This window comes from Amycolatopsis sp. w19 (genome assembly GCF_051373225.1).
Classification (GTDB): domain Bacteria; phylum Actinomycetota; class Actinomycetes; order Mycobacteriales; family Pseudonocardiaceae; genus Amycolatopsis; species Amycolatopsis japonica.
Genome location: NZ_JBPQFM010000020.1, coordinates 1 through 13,853, shown reverse-complemented (window position 1 = coordinate 13,853; position 13,853 = coordinate 1). Strand labels below are relative to the sequence as shown.

At 70.1% G+C, this 13,853-nt stretch carries 11 protein-coding genes; 5 read left to right on the top strand and 6 right to left on the bottom strand.

Going from position 1 to position 13,853, the window contains the following annotated elements:
• The first annotated feature begins 26 nt into the window (after nucleotides 1-26).
• Nucleotides 27-1,793, top strand: a complete 1,767-nt coding sequence (locus ACSMFO_RS31005; RefSeq protein ID WP_436461458.1) for an Hsp70 family protein — start codon at nucleotides 27-29, stop codon at nucleotides 1,791-1,793.
• Here ACSMFO_RS31005 and pcp read toward each other — a convergent pair whose 3' ends face one another.
• Nucleotides 1,794-2,429, bottom strand: a complete 636-nt coding sequence (gene pcp / locus ACSMFO_RS31000) for a pyroglutamyl-peptidase I (RefSeq protein ID WP_073845581.1) — start codon at nucleotides 2,427-2,429, stop codon at nucleotides 1,794-1,796. It lies immediately after the preceding gene.
• A 26-nt stretch (nucleotides 2,430-2,455) separates the two neighbouring features.
• Complete coding sequence (locus ACSMFO_RS30995) at nucleotides 2,456-3,871, bottom strand: M1 family metallopeptidase (RefSeq protein ID WP_436461457.1); 1,416 nt, start codon at nucleotides 3,869-3,871, stop codon at nucleotides 2,456-2,458.
• Nucleotides 3,872-4,022: 151 nt separating this feature from the next.
• Between ACSMFO_RS30995 and ACSMFO_RS30990 the strand changes: the two genes are divergently transcribed.
• Nucleotides 4,023-7,208 carry a BTAD domain-containing putative transcriptional regulator gene (locus tag ACSMFO_RS30990; RefSeq protein ID WP_436461456.1) on the top strand — a complete coding sequence of 1,062 codons (3,186 nt, stop codon included), beginning with the start codon at nucleotides 4,023-4,025 and terminating at the stop codon, nucleotides 7,206-7,208.
• Nucleotides 7,209-7,270: 62 nt separating this feature from the next.
• Here the strand turns inward: ACSMFO_RS30990 and ACSMFO_RS30985 are convergent, their stop codons facing one another.
• Together ACSMFO_RS30985 and ACSMFO_RS30980 are read right to left on the bottom strand one after the other, a co-directional pair.
• Nucleotides 7,271-8,071 (bottom strand): ABC transporter permease, encoded by an 801-nt coding sequence (locus tag ACSMFO_RS30985; protein WP_038520832.1) that lies wholly within the window; start codon nucleotides 8,069-8,071, stop codon nucleotides 7,271-7,273.
• Nucleotides 8,068-9,045 (bottom strand): daunorubicin resistance protein DrrA family ABC transporter ATP-binding protein, encoded by a 978-nt coding sequence (locus tag ACSMFO_RS30980; protein ID WP_038520829.1) that lies wholly within the window; start codon nucleotides 9,043-9,045, stop codon nucleotides 8,068-8,070. Before ACSMFO_RS30980 ends, ACSMFO_RS30985 begins: the two co-directional genes overlap by 4 nt.
• A 137-nt stretch (nucleotides 9,046-9,182) precedes the next feature.
• On the opposite strand from ACSMFO_RS30980, the gene ACSMFO_RS30975 reads away from it, so the two are divergent.
• Both ACSMFO_RS30975 and ACSMFO_RS30970 read left to right on the top strand, forming a co-directional pair.
• The gene (locus tag ACSMFO_RS30975; RefSeq protein WP_436461455.1) at nucleotides 9,183-10,211 is read left to right on the top strand and encodes an endonuclease/exonuclease/phosphatase family protein; all 1,029 of its coding nucleotides are present in this window, start codon (nucleotides 9,183-9,185) and stop codon (nucleotides 10,209-10,211) included.
• Nucleotides 10,212-10,236: 25 nt separating this feature from the next.
• Nucleotides 10,237-11,067, top strand: coding sequence for a hypothetical protein (locus ACSMFO_RS30970; RefSeq protein WP_436461454.1), 831 nt, complete (start codon nucleotides 10,237-10,239; stop codon nucleotides 11,065-11,067).
• Here ACSMFO_RS30970 and ACSMFO_RS30965 read toward each other — a convergent pair.
• Together ACSMFO_RS30965 and ACSMFO_RS30960 are read right to left on the bottom strand one after the other, a co-directional pair.
• Nucleotides 11,060-11,872: an SIR2 family NAD-dependent protein deacylase gene (locus ACSMFO_RS30965; protein ID WP_436461453.1), complete on the bottom strand. Its 813-nt coding sequence runs from the start codon at nucleotides 11,870-11,872 to the stop codon at nucleotides 11,060-11,062. The genes ACSMFO_RS30970 and ACSMFO_RS30965 overlap by 8 nt on opposite strands.
• Nucleotides 11,865-12,173 (bottom strand): antibiotic biosynthesis monooxygenase family protein, encoded by a 309-nt coding sequence (locus tag ACSMFO_RS30960; RefSeq protein ID WP_038520818.1) that lies wholly within the window; start codon nucleotides 12,171-12,173, stop codon nucleotides 11,865-11,867. Before ACSMFO_RS30960 ends, ACSMFO_RS30965 begins: the two co-directional genes overlap by 8 nt.
• A gap of 61 nt (nucleotides 12,174-12,234) precedes the next feature.
• Here ACSMFO_RS30960 and ACSMFO_RS30955 point away from each other — a divergent pair, with 61 nt between their 5' ends.
• Nucleotides 12,235-13,437, top strand: coding sequence for an FAD-dependent monooxygenase (locus ACSMFO_RS30955; RefSeq protein WP_436461452.1), 1,203 nt, complete (start codon nucleotides 12,235-12,237; stop codon nucleotides 13,435-13,437).
• The last annotated feature ends 416 nt before the right edge of the window (nucleotides 13,438-13,853 follow it).

Genomic DNA, 13,853 nt, shown 5'->3' with positions numbered 1-13,853 from the left:
TGCCTTCGGGTCCGGGAGGGGGTCAGGTGGACGTTCTGGCGATCGATTTCGGTACCTCCAGCACGGTGGGGGTGCTTTCGATCCACGGCAGGGGGACGCAGGTCGTCGAGATCGACGGGTCGGTGACGATGTCGTCCGCGATCTACGCGGACAAGGACGGCACGGTCTTCGTCGGCCGCGACGCCGAACGCCGGGCCCGGCTGGATCCGAGCCGGTTCGAGGCGAATCCGAAGCGGCGCATCGACGAGGGCGCTCTCCAGCTCGGTGACGTCTCGCTTCCCATCGCCGACGCCTTCGCCGCGGTCCTGCGCCGCGTCGGCGAAGAGGCCGAGCTGCTCCTTCAGCGGATGCCCGCGCAGGTGCGCATTTCGCATCCTGCCGGCTGGGGCCCGGATCGCAAGCAGATCCTCCGCGACGCCGCGCTCAAGGCCGGATTCCCCACCACGGTGCTCATTCCCGAGCCGGTCGCGGCCGCCGCGCATTACGCCTCGCTCAACAACGGCAGGCGCCCGCCCGGTCCGATCGCGGTGTACGACCTCGGGGCCGGCACCTTCGACTGCGCCGTCGTCGGCGTGAGCGCGCAGGGGTTCGCCGTGCTCGCCGAGGACGGGCTGCCCGATCTCGGCAGTCTCGACATCGACCAGGCGCTGCTGGTGCACATCGGCCGCGAGGTGTCGCATTCCGATCCCGCGCACTGGCAACGGATCCTGCGCCCGCAGACGGTCAGCGACCGCCGGACGCGCCGGTCGTTGCTGCAGGATGTCCGTGACGCCAAGGAAAGCCTCTCCCGCCACCAGCAGACCGAGATCCCGATGCCGGAGCCGTTCGGCGACGTGCGGGTGACACGGATGGAGCTCGAAGCGCTCGTCCGGCCGAGTTTCCTGCGCAGCGGCGAACTCCTGGCCACCACGATCCATCGCGCCGGGCTGACCCCGGACCGGCTCGGCGGCGTCTACCTCGTCGGCGGGCCGAGCCGGATGCCGTTGCTGGCGAGCCTGCTGGCGAACCAGCTCCGGATCGCGCCGACCACGCAGGACCAGCCGGAGACGGCGGTCGCGTTCGGGCTGCATCACGTGCCCACCGGTGGCGAGGATTCCCAGCTGACCGTGCCCGCTTTCGCGCCGGTGCGGCCACAGCCCGTCCAGCAGCCGGTTCAGCAACAGCCTCCGCCTGCGCGGCGTCCGCAGCCGCCGCGCTGGACGCCGCCCACGCCACCGCCCGGCCGGAACTGGCAGAAGCCCGCGACCTACGGTGTCGTCGCGCTAGCCCTCGCGGCGATCGTGACGACGATCGTCCTGCTCACCGGCGGCGAGGACGAGCCGGTCGCGGCACCGGCCCCGGAGAAACCGGTGAGCTGCGATCAGTCCGGGGCGAAGGACGCGCAGGGGTTCACGGACTGTCTCCGCCGGATCGCCGCCGTCATCCCGCAGCGGGACGAGTGCCGGGACGCACCGGACGCGGCCGCCACGGTGGGTGCGTCGTCGGCGGTCACCTGCGTGTTCAAGGACGCCAAAGGATCGAACGCGATCAACTACTACCAGGGCGTCGCGATGACCGGCCTGGAGGACGGCGTCCGGCAGCGGATGACCAAGGGCAAGCCCGCGGAGGGCACCTGGGCGGCCGACGGCCTCCGAGGGCGCTACGTGGCGGGCGTAGGCGCGCGAAGCGGCATCGTGCTCTTCGGGACCGAAGACGCGCCCTTGAGCGCGATGCTCGTCTCGACCCGCAGCGACGGCACCGCGCGGACGACCGCGGAGATGGTCGAGTTCTTCACCGCACAGCTCAAACCTTGATCAGTGCAGGGTGCCCGCCGGTGTCGAAAGGTCTTCGGTCACCGAAAGCGCGGTGTCCACGATGATCTCCAGCGCCTCGGCGGCACGGTGCACGGCCAGGCTCGGCGCGGTGGTCCGCGCGGCCTGCTCCGGGGTGTACGGCACGTGCACGAAACCACCGCGTACCCCGGGGAAATCGTTGTCCAGCAAGTGCATCAGGCCGTAGAAGACCTGGTTGCACACGTACGTCCCGGCGGTGTGCGAGACCGACGCCGGCAGCCCCGCGTCCTTGATCCCCGTGACACAGGCCTTCACCGGCAAGGTGGTGAAGTACGCGTTGGGCCCGCCGGGGATCACCGGGACGTCGACGGGCTGCGAGCCCGCGTTGTCCGGGATGCGCGCGTCGATCAGGTTGATCGCGACCCGCTCCGGGGTGACGTCGGGGCGGCCGCCCGCCTGGCCGACGCAGATCACCAGATCCGGGCGGTACTCGTCGATCGCGTCGCGCAAGGTGACCAGCGAACGCGAGAAGACGCACGGCAGTTCGACGGCCACGGTGTCGTTCCGACGGCCGGTGAGCAGGGAAACCGCCTGCCACGACGGATTCACCCGCTCACCGCCGAACGGTTCGAAACCGGTGAGGAGCACAGACGTCATGCCCTCACCCTAACGTGTGACGCAGCTCAGGTGGCGGGCTTGAGGTCCCCCGGGTAGAGGTACTCGGGCGCCGGCTTGGTGTTGCCGTAGAACCACGCGTCGAAGAAGCCCTGAAGGTTCTTGTGCGCGACGCGCTCGGCGAACTTCTGGAACTCCGGCAGGCTCGCGTTGCCGTCGCGGTGGATGGCGGGCCACGTCTTGAGGATGCGGTCGAACGGCGCCGCGCCGATGTAGTTCTTCAACGCGTGCAACGCCGCCGGGCCCTTCGAGTACACGTACGTGAACTCGTTACCGGGCCCCATGTCGTACAGCTTCCCCGCCCAGAAACGGTCCGTCGCCTTCTGCACGGCGTTCAGGTAACGCGCCTTGAGGTCCTGGCCCGACTTCGCCTCGGACCACAGCCATTCCGCGTACGACGCGAAGCATTCGTTGAGGCAGACGTCCTTCCACTTGTCGACGGCGACCGAGTCGCCCCACCACTGGTGGGCGTTCTCGTGCACGATCGTCGGGATGTTGCCCGCCGCGCCCGAGTAGATCGGCCTGCTCAGCGTCTCCAGCGAGAACCCGATCGGCTCTGCGAGGAAGATGCCGCCCGCCGCGTCCACCGGGTAGCGCCCGAACTTCGACGCCAGGAAGTCGATGATCTCCGGCAGCCGCGCCTCGGCCTGTTTGGTCGACGCGGGGGTGCCGGGGGCGTAGGCGTTGACGACCGGGGTGCCGTCGGACAGCTTCGTCCGCTCGAACTCCCATTTGTCGATCGCGACCGTCGTCATGTACGGCACGGCCGGGGTCTCTTCGGCCCAGACGTAGGTGGTCTTCGGCCCGTCGGCGAAGTGCCCGCGCTCGCGGCCGTTCGAGATGACGCCCCATTCCGAGGGCACGGTGACGGCGAGGTGGAAGGTCGCCTTGTCGCGCGGGGTGTCGTTGACCGGGTACCAGGTGGTCGCGGATTTCGGCTCGCCCGCGACGAACGCGCCGCCGGATTTCGCGTACTGCCAGCCGTTCTCGCCCAGCGCCGGATCCTCGATCGGCTGCGGGACACCGTGATACGCGATTTCGGCGGTGAACCGCTCGTGGTTCCGCAGCGGACGCGCCGGGGTGATCACGAGTTCGTGGTCGCCGGTGCGGGTGAAGGACGCCTTCCGCCCGTTGACCTTGACCGAATCGACGGTCAGCCCGTGCAGGTCGAGGTTGAACGAGCTCAGCGCCTGCGTGGTCCGTCCGGTGATCGTCTGCAGGCCGGTGAGCTGCTTGGTGGCGGGCTCGTAGCCGATTTTCAGGTTGTAGTCGCCGACGTCGTAGCCGCCGTTGCCGTCCTGCGGGTAGTAGCTGTCGCCCGCGCCGTCGGCGCCGGGTTTCCCGGTGTCGGCGAGGGCGGTCCCGCCGCCGAGGACACTCGCGGCCAGAACGGCGGCGATGACGGCCGCACTCCGGTACCTCATTCACGCTCCCAGTCGATCGGCTGTGACTTGGCCTCGAACGTAGCGCCGTGACCTCGGCCGTCCGCCCGGAAAGCTCCCTCGTGCCCGGATAATCCCCACTTCCGTCGCCTGTCTGGGGTATGCGTTTGCGGCTTCTGGAAAGCTGGGGTCCGTGCGTGTGACGCTGCTGGGCCCGGTCGGAGCGGAGGCCGGTGACGGCACCCCGGTCGACATCGGCGGTGCCCGCCTCCGCATGCTCTTGGCCAGGCTCGCGCTGGAGCCCGGCCGCGCCGTCCCGGCGACGTCCCTCGTCGACGGTCTTTGGGGCGCGGAGCCGCCCGCCGACGCGGCGAACGCACTGCAATCCCTCGTCTCGCGGCTGCGCAAGGTCCTGCGCGCCGAAGGCGTCGCCCTCGACTCGGGCCCGGGCGGTTATCGGCTGGACGTCGCCCGCGAGGACGTCGACGTGTGCCGCTTCGAGCGGCTGGCGGCGGAGGGACGCGCGGAACTCGCGGCGGGCCGGGACGCCGGTGCGGCCGCGATCCTCGCCGAGGCGCTCGGTCTTTGGCGTGGTCAAGCGCTGTTCGACGTCCTCGACGCTCCTTTCGCGCAGGCACCGGCGACCCGCCTGGAGGATCTGCGCCTCGAAGCCGCTGAAGACCGTTTCGAAGCGGAGATCCGGCAAGGCGGGCATGACCGGGTGCTGGCGGATCTCAAGGAGGCCGCCGCGCGGTATCCGCTGCGCGAACGGCTCGCCGGGCTGTGGATCCGGGCGCTGTGCGCGGCCGATCGCCAGTCCGACGCGCTCGCGGTCTACGAGGAGGTCCGGGCGGCGCTGGCCGATCAGCTCGGCGTCGACCCCTCGGCCGAACTCCAGGAGATCCATCTCGCGGCGCTGCGCGGTGAACTCGGCCCGCCACCCGCGCCCGCCGATCATCTGCCGGTGCGGCTGACCAGTTTCGTCGGCCGTGACGACGAGTTGAAGCTGATCGCCGAACTCCTCGCCGGTGCGCGGCTGGTGACGCTCGTCGGGCCCGGCGGCGCCGGGAAGACGCGGCTGGCCACGGAGGTCGCGACGCGACATCCGGCGCACGCGCGCGGACGTGTCTGGTTCGTGCCGCTCGCCGGCGTCCGCGACCCCGGCGACCTGCCCGGCGCGGTCTTCGCGGCGCTGGAGCTGTGGGATCTCGGGCTTTCGCACGCCGGCGATCCGATGCGCCGCCCGGCGGACGCGCTGGCCAGGGTCGTGGAGACGCTCGGTGCCGGTGAAGCGGTGCTGGTGCTGGACAACTGCGAGCATCTGGTCGACGCGGCGGCGGAGCTGACGAACACCCTGCTGCGGCGGGTGCCGACCTTGCGTGTCCTCGCGACGAGCCGGGAGGCGCTGGCCATCGACGGCGAGACGCTGTGCCCGCTCGGTCCGCTGTCCGTCCCGGAGGGCACGCCGACGGTTTCCCAGGCGGCCGAGGCGGGCGCGATCCGGTTGTTCGTCGACCGGGCGGCGGCCGTGCGCCCGGACTTCCGGCTCGACGAGTCCACAGTGGACGACGTCGCGCAGATCTGCCGCAGGCTGGACGGGATGCCGCTGGCGCTGGAGCTGGCCGCGGCGCGGCTGCGGTCGATGACCGTCGCGCAGATCTCGCAGCGTCTCGACGACCGGTTCCGCCTGCTGACCTCCGGCAGCCGGACGGCGCTGCCGAGGCAGCGCACCCTGCGTGCCGTCGTCGAGTGGAGCTGGGACCTGCTCGACGACGCCGAACGCGTGCTCGCCAGACGGCTTTCGGTGTTCGGGGGCGGTGCCGAGGTCGAAGCGGTCGAAAGCGTCTGCGCCGACGAAGACCTGCCCGCCGAGGACATCCTGTACGTCCTCGGCTCGCTCGTCGAGAAGTCCATTGTGGACGCGATCGCGGGTGAGCACGGCGAGCCGCGCTACCGCATGCTGGAGACCATCCGGGCGTACGCGGCGGAACGTCTCGACGAGGCCGAAGAGCGGGAACGGCTGAGGAAGGCCTATCACCGCTACTACGCCCAGCTCGCCGAGCGGCTGGAGCCGATGCTGCGGACGGCGGATCAGCTCGTCGCCATCTCCCGGTACGACGAGGAGCACGGCAACATCGTGACCGCGCTCCGCCAGGCCATCGACGCAGACGACGTCGAGATGGCGATGCATCTGTTCGGCAGCACGTTCTGGTACTGGCTGATCAAGGGCGACAGCGACCGGGTGGAGTCCTTCGTCGCCGAAGTGCTCACGTTCGGCGACCGCCTGGAGGACGACTTCGCGGCCGCGTTCCGGGCGATGCGCGAGATCACCACGATGGTGCCCGGCGTCGGCGACCCGGAGGCCGTCCGCTCGCTCATCGACGAATGCGTGCGGACCGACGCGTACAACCGGTTCGCCGGGCTGGCCATCGGCCTGCCCATGCTGGCCTTCTTCTCACAGGACAAGAAGCTCGCGCACCGCGAGGTGGAACGGGCCCTGGCGAGCGAGGATCCGTGGTCGAGGGCGGCGGGATCGTGGGCGCACAGCTTCGTCCTCACCGACGACGGTGATCCCGACGGCGCCGAACAGGCCAGGGACCGGGCCTACGAAGGGTTCCTGGCGCTGGGCGACCGGTGGGGCACGGCGATGGCGCTGGGCATGAAGGCGAGCGACATCTCGATGTCCGGCGATCACGAAGCCGCGCTCGCGCTGTACCGCCGAGGGCTCGCCCTCGCGCTCGAACTGGGTTCGCAGGACGACGTGATCCAGCAGCGCTGGCGGCTCGCGACGGAGTACGCGCGGGCGGGCGATCTGGACACGGCGACACGCGAGATGATCGAGGCCGAGCGCTACGCGAACGAAACGGGCAACGCCCAGCTCGCGGTGATGGTGCTGGTGGGCAAGGCCGATCTGCTCTGCCGCGCCGGACGAGTGGACGAGGCGCGCGAGGCCGCCGTCCGATTCCGGGAGAAAATGGCCTTGGTCGCGGCGCCGGGCATGTTCGGCGAGGAGTTCGGCGGGTACATCGACACCGAGATCGGTCTGGCCGCCGGGGATCTGGCCGCGGCCGAACGCGGAGCCGCGGTCGTCGTGAAGTCCACCGCGGAGCGCGGCGACATCGCCGACCTCGGGCGGATCGTCGAGGTCTGCGGCCTGATCCGGTTCCGGCAGGGCGACCCCGAGACCGCCGTCCGGCTGCTCGGCGCGGCGAAACTGCTGCGCGGCAGGCTGGATCTCGGCGAGCCGGCCATCCGGGACCTGATCGGCGAACTTCGCGAGCGATTCGGCGAAGAGCGCTACGAAGCCTTGCTCACGCAGGATGCCGGGCTTTCCCGCCCCGCCCTGATGTCCTGGGCCCTCCAGGAAGTGGGCGCGTGAAGAAGGGCCCCTCGCCCGGCAGTGGCGAGGAGCCCTTCACGCGCGTTCCCCCTGACCCGGAGTCAGACGCGCTTCCGGTAAGCCCACGTGGCGAGCGGGAAGAAGACCGCGAGCGCGGCCGCCATCCAGATCAATGCCCCGGTCAGCGGCCCGGCGATCGGCCCGCCGTTCATCAGCCCGCGCAGGACGTCGGACATCTGGGTCACCGGGCTGATGTCGGCCCACGCCTTCAGCCAGCCGGGCATCGTGCTCGTCCCCACGAACACGTTGCTGCCGAAGGTCAGCGGCATCAGCACCACGAACATCAGGCCCTGCACCGCGCCGGGGCTCTTCACCAGCATCCCGACGAACACCGAAGCCCAGCAGAACGACAGCGCGAACGCGATGACGAGCAGGATCGCCAGCGCGAACTCGGCGGGCCCGGTCTGGATCCGGTAGCCCATGATCGTCGCCACCACCATCAGCACGACCAGGCACACCAGGTACCGCACGATGTCGGCCAGCACGGCGCCGATCAGCGGCGCGGACCGCGCGATCGGCATCGCGCGGAACCGGTCGAACACACCCTTGGTGACGTCGGTGTTCAGCTGGACGCCGACGGTCATGCTGGCCTGCAGGATGTTGAACACCATGATGCCGGGCACGATCATCTGGAGGTAGCTCTCGGTGCTGCCCATGATCGCGCCACCGAACAGGTAGACGAACATGACCAGGAAGATGATCGGCGCGAGCGTGACGTCGGCCAGCTGCTCCGGGTTCTTGCGGATCTTCAGTACTCCGCGCCAGGCGAGGGAAAGCCCGTGCCGCGTGCTGCTCGACAGTGATACGCGCCGTGGTGGTGCGGGCGCGGCGATGGTCGTCATACCAGGCTCCCTTCCGGAGTAGCGTCCTTTGTGGACTCGTCGGTCTTCTTGCCGGTCAGTGCGAGGAACACTTCGTCGAGGCTGGGCAGCCGCAGCGCCAGCTCGTCCGCGGTGATCCCGGCTTCGTCCAGCTTGCGGACCAAAGTGGACAGCAGGACGGGATCGGCGACGGGTGCGGTGAGCAGCCCGGTGTCGTCGTCCCGGTTCGGCCGGACCCCGGTGAGCCCGGCCAGGATGCGTTCGACGGCGTCGAGGTCGGCGAGCGCGGACGGCCGCACCTGCAGCGTCTGGCCGCCGGTCCGCCGCTTGAGCTCGTCGGCTCGCCCGTTCGCCACGACGTGCCCGTGGTCGAACACGGTGATCGTGTCGGCCAGCTGGTCGGCCTCCTCCAGGTACTGCGTGGTGAGCAGCACCGTCGTGCCGTCGGCGACCAGCGTCCGGACCACGGCCCAGACCTCGTTGCGGGCGTGCGGGTCGAGCCCGGTGGTCGGCTCGTCCAGGTACAGCACCTTGGGACGGCCGACCAGGCTCGCGGCGAGGTCGAGCCGCCGCCGCATCCCGCCCGAGTAGGTCTTGATCGCGCGGCCGGCGGCGTCGGTCAGCTCGAACCGCTCCAGCAGATCGGCCGCGCGCTTCTTCGCGTCCGCCCTCGAGAACTCCAGCAGCCTGCCGATCAGGACGAGGTTCTCCGTACCGGAAAGGTCCTCGTCGACCGACGCGTACTGCCCGGTCAGCCCGATCATGCTCCGGACCGCCATCGGGTTCTTGACGACGTCGTACCCGAAGACGCTCGCGTGGCCGCGGTCCGGCCGGATCAAGGTGGCCAGGATCCGGACGGCGGTCGTCTTCCCCGCGCCGTTCGGCCCCAGCACCCCGACCACCTTGCCCGCCGGGACCTCCAGATCGACCCCGTCGAGCGCCTTCGTCTCCCCATAGTGCTTGACCAGGCCCTCGGCCCTGATCGCGTGAGTCATCGCTTGCCTCCTGTGGATCTCGCCCCGCGGACAAAGGTGCCCGCCGGGCCTGGCAGACCGCGCACAGCGCGCTGGCAGCGGCTGACAGGGACTGATAAGCGCTGGTAGACGCCGTGTGAGGAGGTTGTGAAGGTGTTGTGGAGACCGCCGCCCCGGCGTGCTTGATCGGCATACTCGACGGCATGGTGATCGAAGAACGTCCGGTTCGTCCGGCGGCGCGTCCCGGCGCCGGACGGAAGCTGGTCAGCGGGCTCCTCATCGCGGCGGTCGTGCCGTTCGCGGTGCTGACCGGGCTGCGGCTGGTCGGCTACGACGGCAACACGTACACGATCGCCGCGCTCGCGCTCACCCCGTACGCCGGGATCGCGACGCTCGTGCTCGGCGTTCTCGCGCTGGTGCTGCGCCGCTGGTGGACCGCGGTCGTCGCGCTGGTGCTGACCTGCACGCTCGCGTCCATGGCCCTGCCGCGCGCCTTCGCGAACGAGCAGAAGGCGCTCGACGGCAAGCATGTCCGCGTGCTGGCGTCGAACATGCTCGGCGGCCAGGCGGATCCCGCCAGGATCGTCGGCTACGTGAAGGAACACCAGGTCGACGTCCTGAGCCTGACCGAGCTGACCCCCGAGGCGATCACCGCGCTCGACCGGGCCGGGTTGTTCCAGGTCCTGCCGTACCACGTGCTGCATCCGGCCGAGTGGGCGTCCGGCTCCGGGCTGGTGTCGAAGTACCCGCTCACGCCGTTGAAACTGAGCGGCGACTCGGATTACAAACAGCCCAGTGCGAGCGTGGACCTCGGGGACGGCGTCCGCGTCGAGGTCGTCGCGGTCCATCCGTCGGCGCCGATGTGGGACCGGCACGAGTGGGTCGCCGAGGCCAAGGACCTGCCGTACGCCGACGCCGAGCACGACATCCGGATCCTGGCGGGCGACTTCAACGCGAGCCTGGACCACGCGCTCTTCCGTGAGTTGCTGACCAGGGGATACGTGGACGCGGCCGACGAGCTGGGGAAGGCGTTGCAGGGGACCTGGACGAACGGGATCGCGCCGCCGGTCGCGATCGACCACGTGCTGGCGGACAAACGGACGGCCATCGCGGACTTCAAGGTCCTGGAGACGCCCGGCAGCGATCACGACGCCGTCTACGCGGAAATCGTGCTGCCCGGAAAGTGACCTTCCGCTGGCAGGCTTCCCGCCCATGAGGAAGCTCTGGGGAGTGCTCGCGCTGTCGCTGCTCGCGGCCTGTGTCCCGGGGCAGTTGCCGCCGAGTGAGGCGAAGAGCGCGCTGGGCTTCGCCGCCCGGCCCGGCGAGGCGAACGCCTTCGGTGTCCAGGATCCGGTCGCCGAGATCCAGCGGCTGTTCCGGCCAGGACCCGGCCGGACCGGGGTGGCGCTGACCCGCGCGGGCCGGACCGCGATCGGCGTCGGCTTCCGGGAGTTCCCCGGGGAAAGCCGGTCGGACCCGATCGCGTGGGTATCTGGGGACGGAGGCACCCGAGAGATCGTGTTGCCGCAGGACAGGCCGGGTCACTGGGCGCCGACGGCGATCGCCGCCGACGGCGACCGGGTGCTCGTGACCGCGGCCCTCGGCGGAGACGTCCGGGTGTGGGCATCTGGTGACGCGGGCGCCACCTGGACGGTCTCGCAGGTGCTGGTGCGGGCGAGCGACGTCTGGTTCTCCACCGCGCTCCGGGTGGGCGGGAAATGGCTGCTGGCCGGAGGTTCCGCGGCCGGTGCGCTGGTCGTGACCGGCGAGCCCGGTGCCTGGGAAATCGCTCCGCTCGGCGATGGCCGGATCCTCGGCGGGACCGTCGGCAAGGCGGGTGAGCCCGTGCTGTTCGGGGACCGCGTCGAGTGGAACCGGGGCAAGACGTCGAATCGGTCGTGCTCGGTGGTGTGGGTCGGGCAGGGAGGCTGGCAGCGCGGTGAGCTCGGCTGCCCGGCCGGACGGCTCACCGCCGCGATGACCCTCGACGACGGGCGTGTGGTGCTGAAGGGCGACCGCGACCTGTGGGTGCGGCCTAGCTGAGCAGGGCGTCCAGCACTGCGAGGGTTTCCAGGCCGTTGGTCGCGAGGGAGACACCGCGACCGTGCCGGATCCCGGGTTCACGCGGGTTGATCCGCACCAGGGCGCCGGTCGCGGCGCTGGCCAGCTCCGAGTACCGCCGCACCGTCGGCACGGCCTGTCCGGCGCCGAGTTCCACCACCACGAGGTCGCGATGCGCGCGGCGCCACGCGTTCAGCTCGTCGAGCTGGGCCTGGCTGCGCTGCCCGAGCCAGTCGTAGTCGCCGAACATCAGGATGTTGGGCCGGGCGAGCCCGCCGCAGCGTGGGCAGGACGGCAGCGGGGCCTGCGCGCGCATGGTGTCTTCGTCGATCGGGACCTCGACGTCGTCCGCGGGCCAGATCTCCTTGGTGCACCTTTCGAGGCACTGCAGGTGATGGATGGAGCCGTGCGCCTCGGCGACGTGCGGATAACCCGCCTTCTGGAACTGTCCGTCCACATTGGACGTGAATGCGCGGGTGCCGCCCGGTTTGCGTGCTCCCCAGGACGACAGGAGACGGAACCCGTCGTGCGGGACGGTGGCGCGGTACAGCGCGAGCCGGTGCCCGTAGAAACCCCAGGCCAGCTTGGGATCCTCGGCGAAATGACGCGGGTCGGCGAGCTCGACGAAGCTGATGCCCAGCCGCTCGTACGGCGGGTACGCCTTCCAGAAACCTTCATCGCCCCGGAAATCGGGCAGGCCGGAGTCGACGCCCATCCCGGCACCGGCGCAGACGAGCAGCGCGCCGGCGCCGTCGATCAGTTCCGCGGCTCGTTCGAGTTCACTCACCCGGCTTCGAAGCCTGGACGACCTCGAATTCCAGCAGGTTCGCACCCGTGGAGACCGGCTTCGCGCGCTCGCCCGCGTGCGCCTCACGCGCCGGGCCGGACGCCCACGCCTGGTACGCCTCTTCGGACTCCCACTTGGTGTAGACGAAGTAGCGCGACTCGCCGGAGACCGGGCGGAGCAGCTCGAAGCCGAGGAAACCGGGCTGATCGTCGACGGCGTGCAGCCGCGCGGCGAACCGCTTCTCCAGCTCGGGGCCTGCGCCTTCGGGTACCTCGATCGCGTTGATCTTCACGACAGCCATGCCGCCAGCCTACGACGAAATCGTTTTGCGCCGCGATGTGATGCGTGGGACCTTCCAGGCGATGGCTGACACCAAGATCCTCATCTCCGGAGCGAGCGTCGCCGGACCGGCCTTGGCCTTCTGGCTGACCCGGTACGGCTTCCAGGTGACCGTCGTGGAGCGCGCGCCGTCGTTGCGCCCCGGCGGCCAGGCCGTCGACCTGCGCGGAACGGCCAAGGAGGTCGCCCGCCGGATGGGGCTGGACGAACGCATCCGCGCGGCCTGCACGGACACCAAGGGCGAGACGCTCGTCGACCGGAAGAACCGCACGAAGGCCACCATCCGCGCCGACGACTTCGACGGCGACGGCGTCGTCGCGGAGATCGAGATCCTCCGCGGCGACCTGACCGAAGTGCTCTACGAAGCGACCAGGCAGCGGACGGAGTACGTCTTCGGCGACCGGATCACCGCGCTGGACGAGCGGGCCGACGGCGTCGGCGTCACCTTCGCGAGTGGTTCGAGGGCGACGTACGACCTGGTCATCGGGGCGGACGGGCTGCATTCGGGCGTGCGGGCGCTGGCCTTCGGCGAGGAGTCCCGGTTCGTCCGGCATCTGGGCTCGTACCTGGCGTTCTTCACCGTGCCGAACCGGCTCGGCCTGCGGAACTGGGCCGTCGGCTACGACGGCGTCGGCCGGGCCGCCGGGATCCGCGGCGTCCGCGACGGCGACGAGGCGATGGCGTACTTCGGGTTCGCGTCGCCGAAAATCGACTACGACCATCGCGACGTCGAGGCGCAGAAGACACTGGTCCGCCGGTTCGCCGCCGGGATGGAGTGGGAGGCGCCCTGGCTGCTGGACCGGATGGACGAGGCGCCCGACTTCTACTTCGACTCGTGCGCCCAGGTGATCATGGAGTCCTGGTCGCGCGGTCGTGTCGGGCTGCTGGGCGACGCCGCTTTTTGCCCTTCGCCGCTGTCCGGGCAGGGCACGAGCCTGGCGTTCGTCGGCGCGTACGTGCTCGCCGGGGAACTCGCCGCCGGTCTCGACACCGGGCTGAAGCGCTACGAAGCCGTCATGCGCGAGTTCGTCGAGAAGACCCAGGAGCTGGGGTGGGAGAACGCGGAGTCGATCTTCGCGAAGTCGCGGACGGGTTTGCGGATGCGGTACCTGGCGATGCGGGTCATGCGGCTGAAGCCGTTCGCCGCCCTGGCCGCGCGGAAGCTGCGGGACGTCGTGAACGGCATCGACCTGCCGGACTACCCGGCCCCGCATTCAGAGGACTAAACGCGTGAGTTGGGGTGCCGCGGCGGCTGGGTCGCGTGGGCTCCGCCGGTGTCGCGAAAGCCACTTTCGGGACATCAGACGTCGCGAAAGTGGCTTTCGCGACGCGCCAATGCGGGGGTGAGGTGCCCGCACGGCCGGCATTCAGAGGACTAAACGCGTGAGTTGGGGTGCCCCGCACGACACGCATTCAGAGGACTGAATGCGGAAGGGGAGCCACGGCGACTGATCGCGTGGCTCCGAGTCGGCCATGTGATCGGAACGTGCCGTCCGCCGGTGTTGCGAAAGCCACTTTCGCAACGTTGAAGGTTGCGAAAGATGCTCCTATTGATGTCAAGGGGTGTGGGTGAGGTTGGCGAGGTCTGCGATGAGGGCTTGGTGGATTTCGCGGGCTATGTAGCGTTTGAGGCAGCGGATGA

Bases quoted from the DNA above. Each gene is read 5' to 3' on its own strand.
- ACSMFO_RS30955 (WP_436461452.1), top strand. From the start codon at position 12,235: ATGGCTGACACCAAGATCCTCATCTCCGGAGCGAGCGTCGCCGGACCG.
- ACSMFO_RS30960 (WP_038520818.1), bottom strand. From the start codon at position 12,173: ATGGCTGTCGTGAAGATCAACGCGATCGAGGTACCCGAAGGCGCAGGC.
- ACSMFO_RS30985 (WP_038520832.1), bottom strand. From the start codon at position 8,071: ATGACGACCATCGCCGCGCCCGCACCACCACGGCGCGTATCACTGTCG.
- ACSMFO_RS30995 (WP_436461457.1), bottom strand. From the start codon at position 3,871: ATGAGGTACCGGAGTGCGGCCGTCATCGCCGCCGTTCTGGCCGCGAGT.
- ACSMFO_RS30980 (WP_038520829.1), bottom strand. From the start codon at position 9,045: ATGACTCACGCGATCAGGGCCGAGGGCCTGGTCAAGCACTATGGGGAG.
- pcp (WP_073845581.1), bottom strand. From the start codon at position 2,429: ATGACGTCTGTGCTCCTCACCGGTTTCGAACCGTTCGGCGGTGAGCGG.
- ACSMFO_RS30970 (WP_436461454.1), top strand. From the start codon at position 10,237: ATGAGGAAGCTCTGGGGAGTGCTCGCGCTGTCGCTGCTCGCGGCCTGT.